This window comes from Escherichia sp. E2748, from assembly GCF_005781125.1.
In the GTDB taxonomy this organism is placed as follows: domain Bacteria; phylum Pseudomonadota; class Gammaproteobacteria; order Enterobacterales; family Enterobacteriaceae; genus Escherichia.
The window spans coordinates 14044-30333 of record NZ_VATP01000014.1; the positions used below are offsets into that span (position 1 = coordinate 14044).

14 protein-coding genes are annotated in these 16290 nt (G+C 50.3%); all 14 read left to right on the top strand.

Annotated features, from left to right (window positions below):
- Positions 1–137 precede the first annotated feature (137 nt).
- Positions 138–383, top strand: a complete 246-nt coding sequence (gene nrdH / locus FEK42_RS13145) for a glutaredoxin-like protein NrdH (protein WP_130208073.1) — start codon at positions 138–140, stop codon at positions 381–383.
- Positions 380–790 carry a class Ib ribonucleoside-diphosphate reductase assembly flavoprotein NrdI gene (gene nrdI, locus FEK42_RS13150; RefSeq protein ID WP_000080944.1) on the top strand — a complete coding sequence of 137 codons (411 nt, stop codon included), beginning with the start codon at positions 380–382 and terminating at the stop codon, positions 788–790. The genes nrdH and nrdI overlap by 4 nt, the downstream gene beginning before the upstream one ends.
- Entirely contained in the window at positions 763–2907 is a 2145-nt protein-coding gene (gene nrdE / locus FEK42_RS13155) for a class 1b ribonucleoside-diphosphate reductase subunit alpha (protein WP_138211853.1), read from the top strand. Before nrdI ends, nrdE begins: the two co-directional genes overlap by 28 nt.
- A gap of 138 nt (positions 2908–3045) precedes the next feature.
- Positions 3046–4005 carry a class 1b ribonucleoside-diphosphate reductase subunit beta gene (gene nrdF, locus FEK42_RS13160; protein WP_135492913.1) on the top strand — a complete coding sequence of 320 codons (960 nt, stop codon included), beginning with the start codon at positions 3046–3048 and terminating at the stop codon, positions 4003–4005.
- A gap of 481 nt (positions 4006–4486) precedes the next feature.
- Positions 4487–5689, top strand: a complete 1203-nt coding sequence (gene proV / locus FEK42_RS13165) for a glycine betaine/L-proline ABC transporter ATP-binding protein ProV (RefSeq protein ID WP_135492914.1) — start codon at positions 4487–4489, stop codon at positions 5687–5689.
- Positions 5682–6746: a glycine betaine/L-proline ABC transporter permease ProW gene (gene proW, locus FEK42_RS13170; protein ID WP_138211854.1), complete on the top strand. Its 1065-nt coding sequence runs from the start codon at positions 5682–5684 to the stop codon at positions 6744–6746. The genes proV and proW overlap by 8 nt, the downstream gene beginning before the upstream one ends.
- Before the next feature lie 56 nt (positions 6747–6802).
- Positions 6803–7795: a glycine betaine/L-proline ABC transporter substrate-binding protein ProX gene (gene proX, locus FEK42_RS13175; RefSeq protein WP_069913916.1), complete on the top strand. Its 993-nt coding sequence runs from the start codon at positions 6803–6805 to the stop codon at positions 7793–7795.
- A 452-nt stretch (positions 7796–8247) separates the two neighbouring features.
- Entirely contained in the window at positions 8248–9432 is a 1185-nt protein-coding gene (locus FEK42_RS13180) for an MFS transporter (protein ID WP_135492915.1), read from the top strand.
- A 123-nt stretch (positions 9433–9555) separates the two neighbouring features.
- A complete protein-coding gene (gene ygaZ, locus FEK42_RS13185; protein WP_130210896.1) occupies positions 9556–10293 on the top strand; it encodes an L-valine exporter subunit YgaZ in 738 nt (245 codons plus the stop codon).
- Positions 10283–10618: an L-valine transporter subunit YgaH gene (ygaH, locus tag FEK42_RS13190; protein WP_130210894.1), complete on the top strand. Its 336-nt coding sequence runs from the start codon at positions 10283–10285 to the stop codon at positions 10616–10618. Before ygaZ ends, ygaH begins: the two co-directional genes overlap by 11 nt.
- Positions 10619–10708: 90 nt before the next feature.
- Positions 10709–11239, top strand: a complete 531-nt coding sequence (gene emrR / locus FEK42_RS13195) for a multidrug efflux transporter EmrAB transcriptional repressor EmrR (protein WP_000378441.1) — start codon at positions 10709–10711, stop codon at positions 11237–11239.
- Positions 11240–11365: 126 nt separating this feature from the next.
- On the top strand, positions 11366–12538 hold the full coding sequence (gene emrA / locus FEK42_RS13200; RefSeq protein WP_001295175.1) for a multidrug efflux MFS transporter periplasmic adaptor subunit EmrA: 1173 nt from the start codon (positions 11366–11368) through the stop codon (positions 12536–12538).
- A gap of 16 nt (positions 12539–12554) precedes the next feature.
- Positions 12555–14093 carry a multidrug efflux MFS transporter permease subunit EmrB gene (gene emrB, locus FEK42_RS13205; RefSeq protein ID WP_135492917.1) on the top strand — a complete coding sequence of 513 codons (1539 nt, stop codon included), beginning with the start codon at positions 12555–12557 and terminating at the stop codon, positions 14091–14093.
- A 623-nt stretch (positions 14094–14716) separates the two neighbouring features.
- A partial coding sequence (locus FEK42_RS13210) for an autotransporter outer membrane beta-barrel domain-containing protein (protein ID WP_138211855.1) occupies positions 14717–16290 on the top strand: 1574 nt, incomplete at its 3' end.

Here is a 16290-nt window from a genome sequence, read left to right on the forward strand (position 1 = left end):
GCGTAATCAATCTAAAATTCCCATATCTTGTATGGTTGAATCTTTTTTCAACCACATCTAGTATCTCTGTATCAACAGAGAGACAACCCGACGCGTATCATCGCGCCGTATCTTCATTTTAAACGGAAATACGAATCATGCGCATTACTATTTACACTCGTAACGATTGCGTTCAGTGCCACGCCACCAAACGGGCGATGGAAAACCGGGGCTTTGACTTTGAAATGATTAATGTCGATCACGTCCCTGAAGCAGCAGAAACGTTGCGTGCTCAGGGCTTTCGCCAGTTACCGGTGGTAATTGCTGGCGATCTTAGCTGGTCTGGCTTCCGCCCGGACATGATCAACCGTCTGCATCCAGCGCCACACGCGGCCAGTGCATGAGCCAGCTCGTCTACTTTTCCAGCAGCTCCGAAAATACGCAGCGTTTTATCGAACGTTTAGGGCTGCCCGCGGTGCGCATCCCGCTCAATGAGCGGGAACGGATTCAGGTAGACGAGCCTTATATCCTGATCGTGCCCTCTTACGGCGGCGGCGGTACGGCTGGTGCGGTGCCACGACAGGTAATTCGCTTTTTAAACGACGAGCACAACCGGGCGTTGCTGCGCGGCGTGATTGCTTCGGGTAATCGCAACTTTGGTGAGGCGTATGGCCGCGCCGGAGATGTGATTGCTCAAAAATGCGGCGTGCCGTGGCTATACCGCTTTGAACTCATGGGTACGCAAAGCGATATCGAAAACGTTCGTAAAGGAGTAACCGAATTTTGGCAACGACAACCGCAGAACGCCTGACGCAGGAAACGATGGATTACCACGCGCTGAATGCGATGCTTAACCTTTACGATAGCGCAGGTCGCATTCAGTTCGATAAAGATCGCCAGGCCGTTGACGCCTTTATGGCGACGCATGTGCGCCCGAACAGTGTGACCTTCAGTGGCCAGCAGCAGCGCCTGAACTGGCTGGTCAACGAAGGTTACTATGATGAAAGCGTTCTTAATCGCTACTCTCGCGACTTTGTCATTACGCTGTTTGCCCACGCGCACGCCAGCGGTTTTCGTTTTCAGACATTCCTCGGAGCATGGAAGTTTTACACCAGCTATACATTAAAGACATTCGACGGTAAGCGTTATCTGGAAGATTTTGCCGATCGAGTAACGATGGTGGCGCTGACGCTGGCACAAGGCGATGAAACACTGGCGACGCAACTGACTGATGAGATGCTGTCAGGACGCTTTCAGCCTGCCACGCCAACATTCCTCAACTGCGGTAAACAGCAGCGCGGCGAACTGGTTTCCTGTTTTCTGCTGCGTATTGAAGACAATATGGAGTCGATTGGCCGGGCGGTAAATTCCGCACTGCAACTGTCGAAACGCGGCGGCGGCGTGGCATTTTTGCTGTCGAATCTACGGGAAACGGGCGCGCCAATTAAACGTATTGAAAATCAATCTTCTGGCGTAATTCCGGTGATGAAAATGCTGGAAGACGCATTTTCCTATGCCAACCAGCTCGGCGCGCGTCAGGGTGCTGGCGCAGTCTATTTACATGCCCATCATCCCGATATTCTGCGTTTTCTCGATACAAAACGGGAAAATGCCGACGAAAAAATCCGCATTAAAACGCTGTCCCTGGGCGTGGTGATCCCGGATATCACTTTCCATCTGGCAAAAGAGAATGCGCAGATGGCACTGTTTTCGCCTTATGACGTTGAGCGAGTTTATGGCAAGCCATTTGCCGATATCGCCATCAGCCAACACTATGACGAACTGGTTGCCGATGAACGCATCTGCAAAAAATACATCAACGCCCGTGATTTCTTCCAGCGACTGGCAGAAATTCAGTTTGAGTCCGGCTATCCGTACATCATGTATGAAGACACGGTTAACCGTGCTAACCCTGTCGCCGGGCGCATAAATATGAGCAATCTCTGCTCAGAAATTTTGCAGGTTAACAGTGCCTCAGAGTATGACGAGAATCTCGACTATGCCCGCACAGGCCATGATATTTCCTGCAATTTAGGTTCGTTGAATATTGCCCACACCATGGATTCCCCCGACTTTGCCCGCACGGTAGAGATTGCAGTACGCGGTTTAACAGCGGTGTCAGATATGAGTCATATCCGCAGCGTGCCGTCCATCGAAGCCGGAAATGCCGCCTCACACGCCATCGGACTGGGGCAGATGAATTTACACGGTTATCTGGCGCGCGAAGGCATCGCTTATGGTTCACCGGAAGCACTGGATTTCACCAATCTCTATTTCTATACCATCACCTGGCACGTACTGCGTACCTCGATGTTGCTGGCGCACGAACGCGGTGAAACCTTCGCCGGGTTCAAACAGTCACGCTATGCCAGTGGTGAATATTTTAGCCAATATCTGCAAGGTAACTGGCAGCCGAAAACGGCGAAAGTTGGCGAACTGTTTGCCCGCAGCGGAATTACGTTACCTACCCGTGAGATGTGGGCGCAGCTGCGCGACGACGTGATGCGCTACGGCATTTACAACCAGAATCTCCAGGCGGTGCCGCCAACCGGTTCCATCTCTTATATCAACCATGCCACGTCGAGTATTCATCCGATTGTGGCGAAAGTAGAGATACGCAAAGAGGGCAAAACAGGACGCGTTTACTACCCTGCCCCGTTTATGACTAACGAAAATCTGGCGCTGTATCAGGATGCTTACGAAATTGGCGCAGAAAAGATCATCGACACCTACGCCGAAGCGACCCGCCATGTCGATCAGGGGCTGTCGCTGACGCTATTTTTCCCCGATACCGCCACCACTCGCGATATCAACAAAGCGCAGATTTACGCCTGGCGCAAGGGTATCAAAACGCTCTATTACATTCGCCTGCGTCAGATGGCGCTGGAAGGCACTGAAATTGAAGGCTGCGTCTCCTGCTCGCTCTAAGAGACTGAAAAATAATTGCAATATATTGAATTTGCATGATTTTGTAGGTCGGATAAGGCGTTCACGCCGCATCCGGCAGGAACAAAGCGCACATTGCCAAAAATCGGAGCCTGATGAGTCCGGCTTTAAGGAATATCTATGAAACTCTCACGTATCAGCGCCATCAACTGGAACAAGATAGCAGACGATAAAGATCTGGAGGTGTGGAATCGCCTGACCAGCAATTTCTGGCTACCAGAAAAGGTGCCACTATCGAACGATATTCCTGCGTGGCAGACATTAAGTGTCGTAGAACAGCAACTGACGATGCGCGTTTTTACTGGCCTGACGCTGCTCGACACGCTGCAAAATGTTATCGGCGCGCCTTCGCTGATGCCCGATGCGCTCACGCCTCATGAAGAGGCGGTATTATCGAATATCAGCTTTATGGAAGCGGTTCATGCCCGCTCTTACAGTTCGATTTTCTCGACGTTGTGCCAGACCAAAGATGTCGATGCCGCCTACACCTGGAGTGAAGAAAACGCACCGTTGCAGCGAAAAGCTCAGATTATTCAGCAACATTATCGCGGTGATAATCCGCTGAAAAAGAAAATCACCAGTGTCTTTCTTGAATCATTTTTGTTCTATTCCGGTTTCTGGCTGCCGATGTATTTTTCCAGCCGCGGAAAGCTAACCAATACCGCCGATCTGATCCGTCTGATTATCCGCGATGAAGCAGTGCACGGTTACTACATCGGCTATAAATATCAGAAAAGCCTGGAAAAGATCTCCCAGGCACAACGTGAAGAGTTGAAGAATTTCGCCTTCGATTTGTTGCTGGAACTCTACGACAACGAGTTGCAATACACCGATGAGCTGTACGCCGAAACCCCGTGGGCTGACGATGTAAAAGCGTTTCTCTGTTACAACGCCAATAAGGCGTTGATGAATCTGGGCTACGAACCGTTATTTCCCGCAGAAATGGCGGAAGTGAATCCGGCAATCCTCGCCGCGCTTTCGCCGAATGCCGATGAAAATCACGATTTCTTTTCCGGTTCAGGCTCCTCTTATGTGATGGGGAAAGCGGTTGAAACAGAAGATGAAGACTGGAATTTCTGACTGGGTTATTTTCCAAAAATATCACTACCCGCAGCAGGGAAATAATTCCCGCCAAATATACTCGTCATACTTCAAGTTGCATGTGCTGCGTCTGTGTTCGCTCACCCCAGTCACTTACTTATGTAAGCTCATGGGGATTCACTCGCTTGTCGCCTTCCTGCAACTCGAATTATTTAGAGTATAGCTTTATATCACGCAAATAATTTGTGGTGATCTACACTGACTCTCTGTTGCATTATTCGCCTGAAACTACAATATTCAGGCGTTTTTTCGCTATCTATAACAAAAAATATCAACTTTTCTCGATTTGCTCTCAGCCCTTATATCACGGGAAATTCCGGCAATTTGCTCGTATCAATATTCATGCCACATTTGTCATCAGGGGTTGCCTCAGATTCTCAGTATGTTAGGGTAGAAAAAAGTGACTATTTCCATTGGGTAATATATCGACATAAACAAATAACAGGAATCTTTCTATTGCATGGCAATTAAATTAGAAATTAAAAATCTTTATAAAATATTTGGCGAGCATCCACAGCGAGCTTTCAAATATATCGAACAAGGACTTTCAAAAGAACAAATTCTGGAAAAAACTGGGCTATCGCTTGGCGTAAAAGACGCCAGTCTGGCCATTGAAGAAGGCGAGATATTTGTCATCATGGGATTATCCGGTTCGGGTAAATCCACAATGGTACGCCTTCTCAATCGCCTGATTGAACCCACCCGCGGGCAAGTGCTGATTGACGGTGTGGATATTGCCAAAATATCCGACGCCGAACTCCGTGAGGTGCGCAGAAAAAAGATTGCGATGGTCTTCCAGTCCTTTGCCTTAATGCCGCATATGACCGTGCTGGACAATACTGCGTTCGGTATGGAATTGGCCGGAATTAATGCCGAAGAACGCCGGGAAAAAGCCATTGATGCACTGCGTCAGGTCGGGCTGGAAAATTATGCCCACAGCTACCCGGACGAACTCTCTGGCGGGATGCGTCAACGTGTGGGATTAGCCCGCGCGTTAGCGATTAATCCGGATATATTATTAATGGACGAAGCCTTCTCGGCGCTCGATCCATTAATTCGCACCGAGATGCAGGATGAGCTGGTAAAATTACAGGCGAAACATCAGCGTACCATTGTCTTTATTTCCCACGATCTCGATGAAGCCATGCGTATTGGCGACCGAATTGCCATTATGCAAAATGGTGAAGTGGTACAGGTCGGCACACCGGATGAAATTCTCAATAATCCAGCGAATGATTATGTCCGCACCTTCTTCCGTGGCGTCGATATTAGTCAAGTATTCAGTGCGAAAGATATTGCCCGCCGTAGCCCTAATGGCTTAATTCGTAAAACCCCTGGCTTCGGCCCGCGTTCGGCACTGAAATTATTGCAGGATGAAGATCGCGAATATGGCTACGTTATCGAACGCGGTAATAAGTTTATCGGCGCAGTGTCTATCGATTCGCTTAAGGCCGCATTAACGCAGCAGCAAGGTCTTGATGCAGCACTGATTGATGCGCCGTTAGCGGTCGATGCGCAAACGCCTCTTAGCGAGTTGCTCTCTCATGTCGGACAGGCGCCCTGTGCGGTGCCCGTGGTCGACGAGGACCAACAGTATGTCGGCATCATTTCGAAAGGAATGCTGCTGCGCGCTTTAGATCGTGAGGGGGTAAATAATGGCTGATCAAAATAATCCGTGGGATACCACGCCAGCGGCGGACAGTGCCGCACAATCCGCAGATGCCTGGGGTACACCGGCTGCTACACCGACTGACGGTGGTGGCGCCGACTGGCTGACCAGCACGCCTGCGCCAAACGCCGAGCATTTTAATATTCTCGATCCGTTCCATAAGACGCTGATCCCGCTCGACAGTTGGGTCACTGAAGGGATCGACTGGGTCGTTACCCATTTCCGTCCCGTCTTCCAGGGCGTGCGCGTTCCGGTCGATTACATCCTCAACGGTTTCCAGCAATTGCTGCTGGGGATGCCCGCGCCGGTGGCGATTATCGTTTTCGCTCTCATCGCCTGGCAAATTTCCGGGGTAGGAATGGGTGTTGCGACGCTGGTTTCGCTGGTTGCCATCGGCGCAATCGGTGCCTGGTCGCAGGCCATGGTTACCCTGGCGCTGGTGTTAACCGCCCTGCTGTTCTGTATCGTCATCGGTTTGCCGTTGGGGATCTGGCTGGCGAGAAGTCCGCGAGCGGCGAAAATTATTCGTCCACTGCTTGATGCCATGCAGACCACGCCGGCGTTTGTTTATCTGGTGCCAATCGTCATGCTGTTTGGTATCGGTAACGTGCCGGGCGTGGTGGTGACGATCATCTTTGCGCTGCCGCCGATTATCCGTCTGACTATTCTGGGGATTAACCAGGTTCCGGCGGATCTGATTGAAGCCTCGCGCTCATTCGGTGCCAGCCCGCACCAGATGCTGTTCAAAGTTCAGTTACCGCTGGCGATGCCTACCATTATGGCGGGCGTTAACCAGACGCTGATGCTGGCCCTTTCTATGGTGGTCATTGCCTCGATGATTGCCGTCGGCGGGCTGGGTCAGATGGTACTTCGCGGTATCGGTCGTCTGGATATGGGGCTTGCCACCGTAGGCGGTGTCGGGATTGTGATCCTCGCCATTATCCTCGATCGCCTGACGCAGGCCGTTGGGCGTGACTCACGCAGCCGCGGCAACCGTCGCTGGTACACCACTGGCCCTGTCGGTCTGCTGACCCGTCCATTCATTAAGTAACTCTGCACTTGCCCGGTGACGCCGGGCATATCACCCTGCCAAAAAAAGGAATAACAATGCGACATAGCGTACTTTTTGCGACAGCGTTTGCCACGCTTATCTCTACACAAACTTTTGCTGCCGATCTGCCGGGCAAAGGCATTACTGTTAATCCAGTTCAGAGCACCATCACTGAAGAAACCTTCCAGACGCTGCTGGTGAGTCGTGCGCTGGAGAAATTAGGTTATACCGTCAATAAACCCAGCGAAGTGGATTACAACGTTGGCTACACCTCGCTTGCTTCCGGCGATGCAACCTTCACCGCCGTGAACTGGACGCCGCTGCATGACAACATGTACGAAGCTGCCGGTGGCGATAAGAAATTTTATCGCGAAGGGGTATTTGTTAACGGCGCGGCGCAGGGTTACCTGATCGATAAGAAAACTGCCGACCAGTACAAAATCACCAACATCGCGCAACTGAAAGATCCGAAGATCGCTAAACTGTTCGATACCAACGGCGATGGCAAAGCGGATTTAACCGGCTGTAATCCTGGCTGGGGCTGCGAAGGAGCCATCAACCACCAGCTTGCTGCGTATGAACTGACCAACACCGTGACGCATAATCAGGGGAACTATGCGGCGATGATGGCCGACACCATCAGTCGTTACAAAGAGGGTAAGCCGGTGTTTTACTACACCTGGACGCCGTACTGGGTGAGTAACGAACTGAAGCCGGGGAAAGATGTGGTCTGGTTGCAGGTACCGTTCTCCGCACTGCCGGGCGATAAAAATGCCGACACCAAGCTGCCGAATGGCGCGAATTACGGCTTCCCGGTCAGCACCATGCATATCGTTGCCAACAAAGCCTGGGCCGAGAAAAATCCGGCGGCAGCCAAACTGTTTGCCATTATGCAGTTGCCAGTGGCAGATATTAACGCCCAGAACGCCATTATGCATGACGGCAAAGCCTCAGAAGGCGATATTCAGGGCCACGTTGATGGCTGGATCAAAGCCCACCAGCAGCAGTTCGATGGCTGGGTGAAGGAGGCGCTGGCAGCGCAGAAGTAAATATTGATAACCGCGCAGATAATGCTCATGTGAGTAAAACAATTGCAGCGATGGTTTTAATCCGGCTGAAAATCGATGAGACGTTTTCTGAAGGCCGGGGCGACGCGCAGGGATGCGCGGCGAGGGCGCGTCTTACAGGGATGTTACCTCGCGCCCGTACCCGATAGCCGTAAGAAATAAGTCGAATGTACCGCGTAGCGGCGATTTTGTGCCAAAAGCCTGGGTCGCCAGGGTGGTGGCGACTGAGCCACCCTGGCACGTTCACCAGCAAAATAGTGACAAAGTAGCTATAGTCTGGAAGTGAACGTAACATTTGCCTTAGTGACATATTTCACCTTCAAATACCCTCTCCCCATTACCCGCACATTTCAGCAATCTATCTTTCACCCCATATTCATCAACATCCGCTAATATTGATTTCCAGCTTAATCATCACCTGATGAACAAAAATAATGACTAAACCCAATCATGAGCTTAGCCCGGCGCTGATCGTGCTAATGTCGATCGCCACCGGTCTGGCGGTCGCCAGCAATTATTACGCACAGCCATTGCTCGACACCATCGCGCGTAACTTTTCCCTTTCCGCCAGTTCGGCAGGCTTTATTGTTACAGCCGCGCAGTTGGGCTATGCCGCAGGTCTGCTGTTTCTTGTTCCATTGGGTGATATGTTTGAACGCCGCCGCCTGATTGTCACCATGACCTTACTGGCAGCCGGTGGCATGTTAATCACTGCCAGCAGTCAGTCGCTGACGATGATGATCCTCGGTACGGCATTAACCGGTTTATTCTCGGTCGTGGCACAAATTCTGGTTCCACTGGCGGCGACGCTGGCTTCACCGGACAAACGCGGCAAGGTGGTTGGCACCATTATGAGTGGCCTGCTACTGGGGATTTTACTCGCACGGACCGTTGCCGGGCTGCTGGCGAATCTCGGCGGCTGGCGCACCGTCTTTTGGGTCGCATCGGTGTTAATGGCACTGATGGCACTGGCGTTATGGCGCGGCCTGCCACAAATGAAATCTGAAACCCACCTCAACTACCCACAGTTGCTTGGTTCCGTTTTCAGCATGTTTATCAGCGATAAGATCCTGCGCACCCGCGCGTTGCTGGGCTGCCTGACCTTTGCTAACTTCAGCATTCTCTGGACATCAATGGCTTTTTTGCTCGCCGCGCCGCCTTTTAATTACAGCGATGGCGTAATTGGTCTGTTTGGACTTGCAGGAGCTGCCGGGGCGTTGGGCGCTCGCCCGGCGGGCGGTTTTGCCGATAAGGGCAAATCGCATCTCACAACAACGTTTGGTCTGCTGCTGTTGTTACTTTCATGGTTGGCGATCTGGTTTGGCCACGCTTCCGTACTGGCGCTAATTATCGGCATTCTGATACTGGATCTCACCGTGCAGGGCGTGCATATCACCAATCAAACCGTGATTTATCGTATTCATCCTGATGCGCGTAACCGCCTGACCGCAGGTTACATGACCAGCTACTTTATTGGCGGTGCCGCCGGTTCGCTAATTTCAGCCTCAGCCTGGCAACATGGCGGTTGGGCTGGCGTTTGTCTGGCTGGCGCGACGATTGCCCTGGTTAACGCACTGGTCTGGTGGCGAGGTTTTCATCGTCAGGAAGTCGCAAATTAAGCAATCAGCAACCGTTTTCGTGGCTTTACACTTATAAGGGTGTTAAGAATCCCATCAGTCTGATAAGGTTAGGATATTCATCCAGACTATTAATAATATTAACAATCGTTAAGCGTACACTCTATGGTAAGCCCTACTCCACTGCCTGCTTCTGGTTCGGCGACCTTCATGGAAGGCTGCAAAGACAGTTTACCGATTGTTATTAGTTATATTCCGGTGGCCTTTGCATTTGGTCTGAATGCGACCCGTCTGGGATTCTCTCCCCTGGAAAGCGTTTTTTTCTCCTGCATTATTTATGCAGGAGCGAGCCAGTTTGTCATCACCGCAATGCTGGCGGCTGGTAGTAGCTTGTGGGTAGCCGCATTGACCGTTATGGCAATGGATGTTCGCCATGTACTGTATGGTCCATCGTTGCGTAGCCGCATTGTTCAACGCCTGCAAAAATCGAAAACCGCACTGTGGGCATTTGGCCTGACGGACGAAGTTTTTGCCGCAGCAACGGCAAAACTGGTACGTAATAATCGCCGCTGGAGCGAAAACTGGATGATCGGCATTGCCTTCAGTTCATGGTCATCGTGGGTATTTGGTACGGTAATAGGGGCATTTTCGGGCAGCGGTTTGCTGCAAGGTTATCCAGCCGTCGAAGCAGCATTAGGCTTTATGCTGCCGGCACTCTTTATGAGTTTTCTGCTCGCCTCTTTCCAGCGCAAACAATCCCTTTGCGTTACCGCAGCGTTAGTTGGTGCCCTTGCTGGCGTAACGCTATTTTCTATTCCCGTCGCCATTCTGGCAGGCATTGTCTTTGGCTGCCTCACTGCGTTAATCCAGTCATTCTGGCAAGGAGCACCTGATGAGCTATGAGGTTCTGCTGCTTGGATTACTGGTTGGCGCGGCGAATTACTGCTTCCGCTATTTACCCCTACGCCTGCGAGTGGGCAATGCCCGCCCAACCAAGCGTGGCGCAGTGGGTATTTTGCTCGACACCATTGGCATCGCCTCGATTTGCGCTCTGCTGGTTGTCTCTACCGCACCAGAAGTGATACACGATTCACGCCGTTTCGTACCCACGCTGGTCGGTTTTGCGGTACTGGGAGCCAGTTTCTATAAAACACGCAGCATCATTATTCCCACTTTATTGAGTGCGCTGGCCTACGGGCTGACGTGGAAAGTGATGACGTTTCTATAGACCACAAGAATCATTTTTCTAAAACAATACATTTACTTTATTTGTCACTGTCGTTACTATATCGGCTGAAATTAATGAGGTCATACCCAAATGGATAGTTCGTTTACGCCCATTGAACAAATGCTAAAATTTCGCGCCAGCCGCCACGAAGATTTTCCTTATCAGGAGATCCTTCTGACCCGTCTTTGTATGCATATGCAAAGCAAGCTGCTGGAGAACCGCAATAAAATGCTGAAGGCTCAGGGGATTAACGAGACGTTGTTTATGGCGTTGATTACGCTGGAGTCTCAGGAAAACCACAGTATTCAGCCTTCTGAATTGAGCTGTGCTCTTGGATCATCCCGTACCAATGCGACGCGTATTGCCGATGAGCTGGAAAAACGTGGCTGGATCGAACGTCGTGAAAGCGATAACGATCGCCGCTGCCTGCATCTGCAATTAACGGAAAAAGGTCACGAGTTTTTGCGCGAGGTTTTACCGCCGCAGCATAACTGCCTGCATCAACTCTGGTCCGCGCTCAGCACAACAGAAAAAGATCAGCTCGAGCAAATCACCCGCAAATTGCTCTCCCGTCTCGATCAGATGGAACAAGACGGTGCTGTTCTCGAAGCGATGAGCTAACGCGTCATCTCGCTCAAAAATCCAGACTTATAAAAGAAAAACTGACCGGCCAGCATCGCAACGTGCTGGCCTTTTTGGCAAGCAGGTCGGCTCAGCCGATGAGTTAAGAAGATCGTGGAGAATACTATGAGCGCAAATGCGGAGACACAAACCCCGCAGCAACCGGTAAAGAAGAGCGGCAAACGTAAGCGTCTGCTCCTCCTTCTCACCTTGCTCTTTATTATTATTGCCGTAGCGATAGGGATTTATTGGTTTTTGGTACTGCGTCATTTCGAAGAAACGGATGACGCATACGTGGCAGGAAATCAGATTCAAATTATGTCTCAGGTGTCAGGCAGTGTGACGAAAGTCTGGGCCGATAACACCGATTTTGTAAAAGAAGGCGATGTGCTGGTCACTCTCGACCCGACGGATGCTCGCCAGGCGTTTGAAAAAGCCAAAACTGCGCTGGCTTCCAGCGTACGTCAAACCCACCAACTGATGATTAACAGCAAACAGTTGCAGGCAAATATTGAGGTGCAGAAAATCGCCCTCGCCAAAGCTCAGAGTGACTACAACCGCCGCGTGCCGCTGGGCAATGCCAACCTGATTGGCCGCGAAGAGCTGCAACACGCCCGCGACGCCGTCACCAGCGCCCAGGCGCAGCTGGATGTCGCCATTCAACAATACAATGCCAATCAGGCGATGATTTTGGGTACTAAACTTGAAGATCAGCCTGCCGTGCAACAGGCTGCCACTGAAGTGCGTAATGCCTGGCTGGCGCTGGAGCGTACCCGTATTGTCAGCCCGATGACTGGTTATGTCTCCCGTCGCGCAGTACAGCCTGGTGCACAAATTAGCCCAACGACGCCGCTGATGGCGGTCGTTCCAGCCACGAATATGTGGGTGGATGCTAACTTTAAAGAGACGCAGATTGCCAATATGCGCATCGGTCAGCCGGTTACCATCACCACCGATATTTACGGCGATGATGTGAAATACACCGGTAAAGTGGTTGGTCTGGATATGGGTACGGGTAGCGCGTTCTCGCTGCTTCCGGCGCAAAACGCCACCGGTAACTGGATCAAAGTCGTTCAGCGTCTGCCTGTTCGTATCGAACTGGACCAGAAACAGTTGGAACAATACCCGCTGCGTATCGGTTTATCCACGCTGGTGAGCGTCAATACCACTAACCGTGACGGCCAGGTACTGGCAAACAAAGTACGCTCCACACCGGTCGCGGTAAGCACCGCGCGTGAAATCAGCCTGGCACCTGTCAATAAACTGATCGACGACATCGTAAAAGCTAACGCTGGCTAATCCAGAGGTGCGTGTGATGCAACAGCAAAAACCGCTGGAAGGCGCGCAACTGGTCATTATGACGATTGCGCTGTCGCTGGCGACATTCATGCAGGTGCTGGACTCCACCATTGCTAACGTGGCGATCCCCACTATCGCCGGGAACCTGGGTTCATCACTCAGTCAGGGAACGTGGGTAATCACCTCCTTCGGGGTGGCGAATGCCATCTCGATCCCTCTTACCGGCTGGCTGGCAAAGCGCTTCGGGGAAGTGAAACTGTTCCTCTGGTCGACCATCGCCTTCGCCATTGCTTCGTGGGCATGTGGTGTCTCCAGCAGTCTGAATATGCTGATCTTCTTCCGCGTGATTCAGGGGATTGTCGCCGGGCCATTGATCCCGCTTTCGCAAAGTCTGTTACTGAATAACTACCCACCGGCCAAACGTTCTATCGCGCTGGCGTTGTGGTCGATGACGGTGATTGTCGCGCCAATTTGCGGCCCGATCCTCGGCGGTTATATCAGTGATAATTACCACTGGGGCTGGATATTCTTCATCAACGTGCCGATTGGCGTGGCGGTGGTGTTGATGACACTGCAAACCCTGCGCGGACGCGAAACCCGCACCGAACGGCGGCGGATTGATGCCGTGGGGCTGGCGCTGCTGGTGATTGGTATCGGCAGCCTACAGATTATGCTCGACCGGGGTAAAGAGCTGGACTGGTTCTCATCACAGGAAATTATCATCCTCACCGTGGTGGCGGTGGTGGCTATCAGCTTCCTGATTGTCTGGGAGCTGACCGACGATAACCCGATAGTCGATCTGTCACTGTTTAAGTCGCGCAACTTTACTATTGGCTGCTTGTGTATCAGCCTCGCGTATATGCTCTACTTCGGCGCCATTGTTTTGCTGCCGCAGTTGTTGCAGGAGGTCTACGGCTACACGGCGACGTGGGCAGGGCTGGCCTCTGCGCCGGTAGGGATTATTCCGGTGATCCTGTCGCCGATTATCGGCCGCTTCGCGCATAAACTGGATATGCGTCGGCTGGTAACCTTCAGCTTTATTATGTATGCCGTCTGCTTCTACTGGCGTGCCTATACCTTTGAACCGGGTATGGATTTTGGCGCGTCGGCCTGGCCGCAGTTTATCCAGGGCTTCGCAGTGGCCTGCTTCTTTATGCCGCTGACCACCATTACGCTGTCTGGTCTGCCACCGGAACGACTGGCGGCGGCGTCGAGTCTCTCCAACTTTACGCGAACTCTGGCGGGGTCTATCGGTACGTCCATAACGACGACGATGTGGACTAACCGCGAGTCGATGCACCATGCTCAGTTGACCGAATCGGTGAACCCGTATAACCCGAACGCCCAGGCGATGTACAGTCAACTGGAAGGTCTGGGGATGACGCAACAGCAGGCATCGGGCTGGATTGCTCAGCAGATCACCAATCAGGGGCTGATTATTTCCGCCAATGAGATCTTCTGGATGTCAGCCGGGATATTCCTCGTCCTGCTGGGGCTGGTGTGGTTTGCTAAACCGCCATTTGGCGCAGGTGGCGGCGGAGGCGGTGCGCACTAAGGTTGTTCAAGGGAGCTGCGGCTCCCTTTTTTATATGCTCATTCTGTAAACGGTTGTTTAATCAACGCCAAATTATGCCATTATTGAGGGTTGCTTAATAAACAGTTCTGCAATCAGAAAAAAATAGACAATGTATTTATATTCTTCTTAAGAATCGTGTGTTTTATCTCATATTTTTATTCATTTCATCGATACACAGAAATCACATTTATATTATTTTTTTGATAAAAATCCTGGTATTTACCCTCTTCTAAGAAGATGTGCAAACAATAAACATGCAATTAATTCGTCATTTATATTAAATTAAAAAACATCGACATCACACATCTTAATGATTTTCCTCGCTTTTCTTTTTATCATTTTTTACCATTTAAGATATTTAAATATTTTTGCTACAGAAAACTATGCAGCTTATTTTTTAGCTCAACTCCTAAATCATCAAAACAAATTAATATTAAATTAACCATAAATTAAACTGATTTATAAACATTGGTTTCACGCACTACTCTTCATTTGATAAAACAGTAACCTGTTCCAAAGACGTTAAAACCTAATTTTCTTACGTAGTTACTGTGAGTTCATTATGTATCTAAAATTAAATCATAAGGATGAGAAGGAACTTTATGAATATCAAAAAGCATCCCTTATCAACGCTGGCAATAGCTATTTCAACCGTGTTATCAATACCCGTTTCACTGGCATGGACACCACCCACGACCATCAACAGTGATGTTACCATCGACAATAATGATGTTGTAACGCTATCCTCATCCGAAAATAATTCATCAGCCTGGGATCAATTTCATTATCTTAATGTTGGTTCAAAAAGTGAAGGAACATTGAATATAGATGGGCGGGATCTGTCTACGGCTAAAATCGTAATCGGCAATGCTAGCTCCGGGGTAATGAAATTAGAAAATAATACTCATCTAACGCTTAGTCATGCATCGCCTAATGAACGCGATGTTTATTTAGGTAAGAATGGTGGTTCAGGAACCTTAATGGTGCTTAGCGGCAGTACTATCACCGATTTAAATGAATTCAGAATCGGTGAATTTAATTACCAGGCACAGGGTCAAGTTGTTATTGACGGTGAGGGTTCATCCGTTGCCGCACGGTATGTGATGGTAGGCGATCAGGGGACGGGTAAACTCGAAATCACTCATGGCGGTCATCTTACAGCATCAAAAGATATGATCATTGGCTTTAATGGAAATATGGAGAATTTTCAGGGAACGGGATACGGCGAAACCCTGGTTGATGGTGACAATTCTTCATTAGCCGTGAATGAGTTTATCTCCCTTGGTGGATTGGGCTCATTGCAGAACGATGCAAAGGGTACTCTTACCGTTAGTAATAATGCCACGGTTAGCGCGAATCAATTTATCTGGCTTGGAATGGACGAAACCAGCACCGGTATTCTAAACATTGGTGGAGCGCAGGGAGAAGCCGAACAGAAAGCGGGGGCAATTAAGACACCGATTATCCATATGGGAAGTGATGTCGGGAATAGTACTGCCCAAATTAATTTTAACCACTCCAGCGAAGATTATATCCTGGCTGCAGATATAGTTGGCAAAGGCGAAGTTAACCAGGAAGGTTCCGGAGTCACGACGTTGACTGGCGCAAATATCTACTCTGGCCAAACGAATATTAATAAAGGCACCTTGCGCGCAGGTATCAACGATACCTTCAGCCCAAAATCCGATTATGTTGTCTCCAGTGGAGGGAATATCGATTTAGACGGTTTTTCACAAACCTTAAATACACTGGATTTGGCGGGTACAGCAACACTGTCTTCCTCAAAAAATGGCAACAAATTCACGCCTGCCACACTCACCATTAATGGCAATTACACTGCTAATAATGGTTTGTTAGTTATGCGTACCGAACTCGGCGATGATAATTCCGCGACTGATAAGCTCATCGTAAAAGGTGATACTTCCGGTAGCACCCGCATTATGGTCAACAATGCAGGCGGCCTGGGCGCGGATACTCTGGAAGGGATAAAAATTGTCGAGGTTGACGGCCTGTCAGAGGGCGTTTTCAGTAAAGAAGGTCGTATTGTTGCCGGTCCCTATGACTACAACGTGGTAAAAAGCGACAACCAGAACTGGTTTTTAACCAGTGAAATTCCCGCAGGACCGTATACTCCGGTACTGCCCGTCATCCCGGAACCCGATCCTGAGCCACCTGT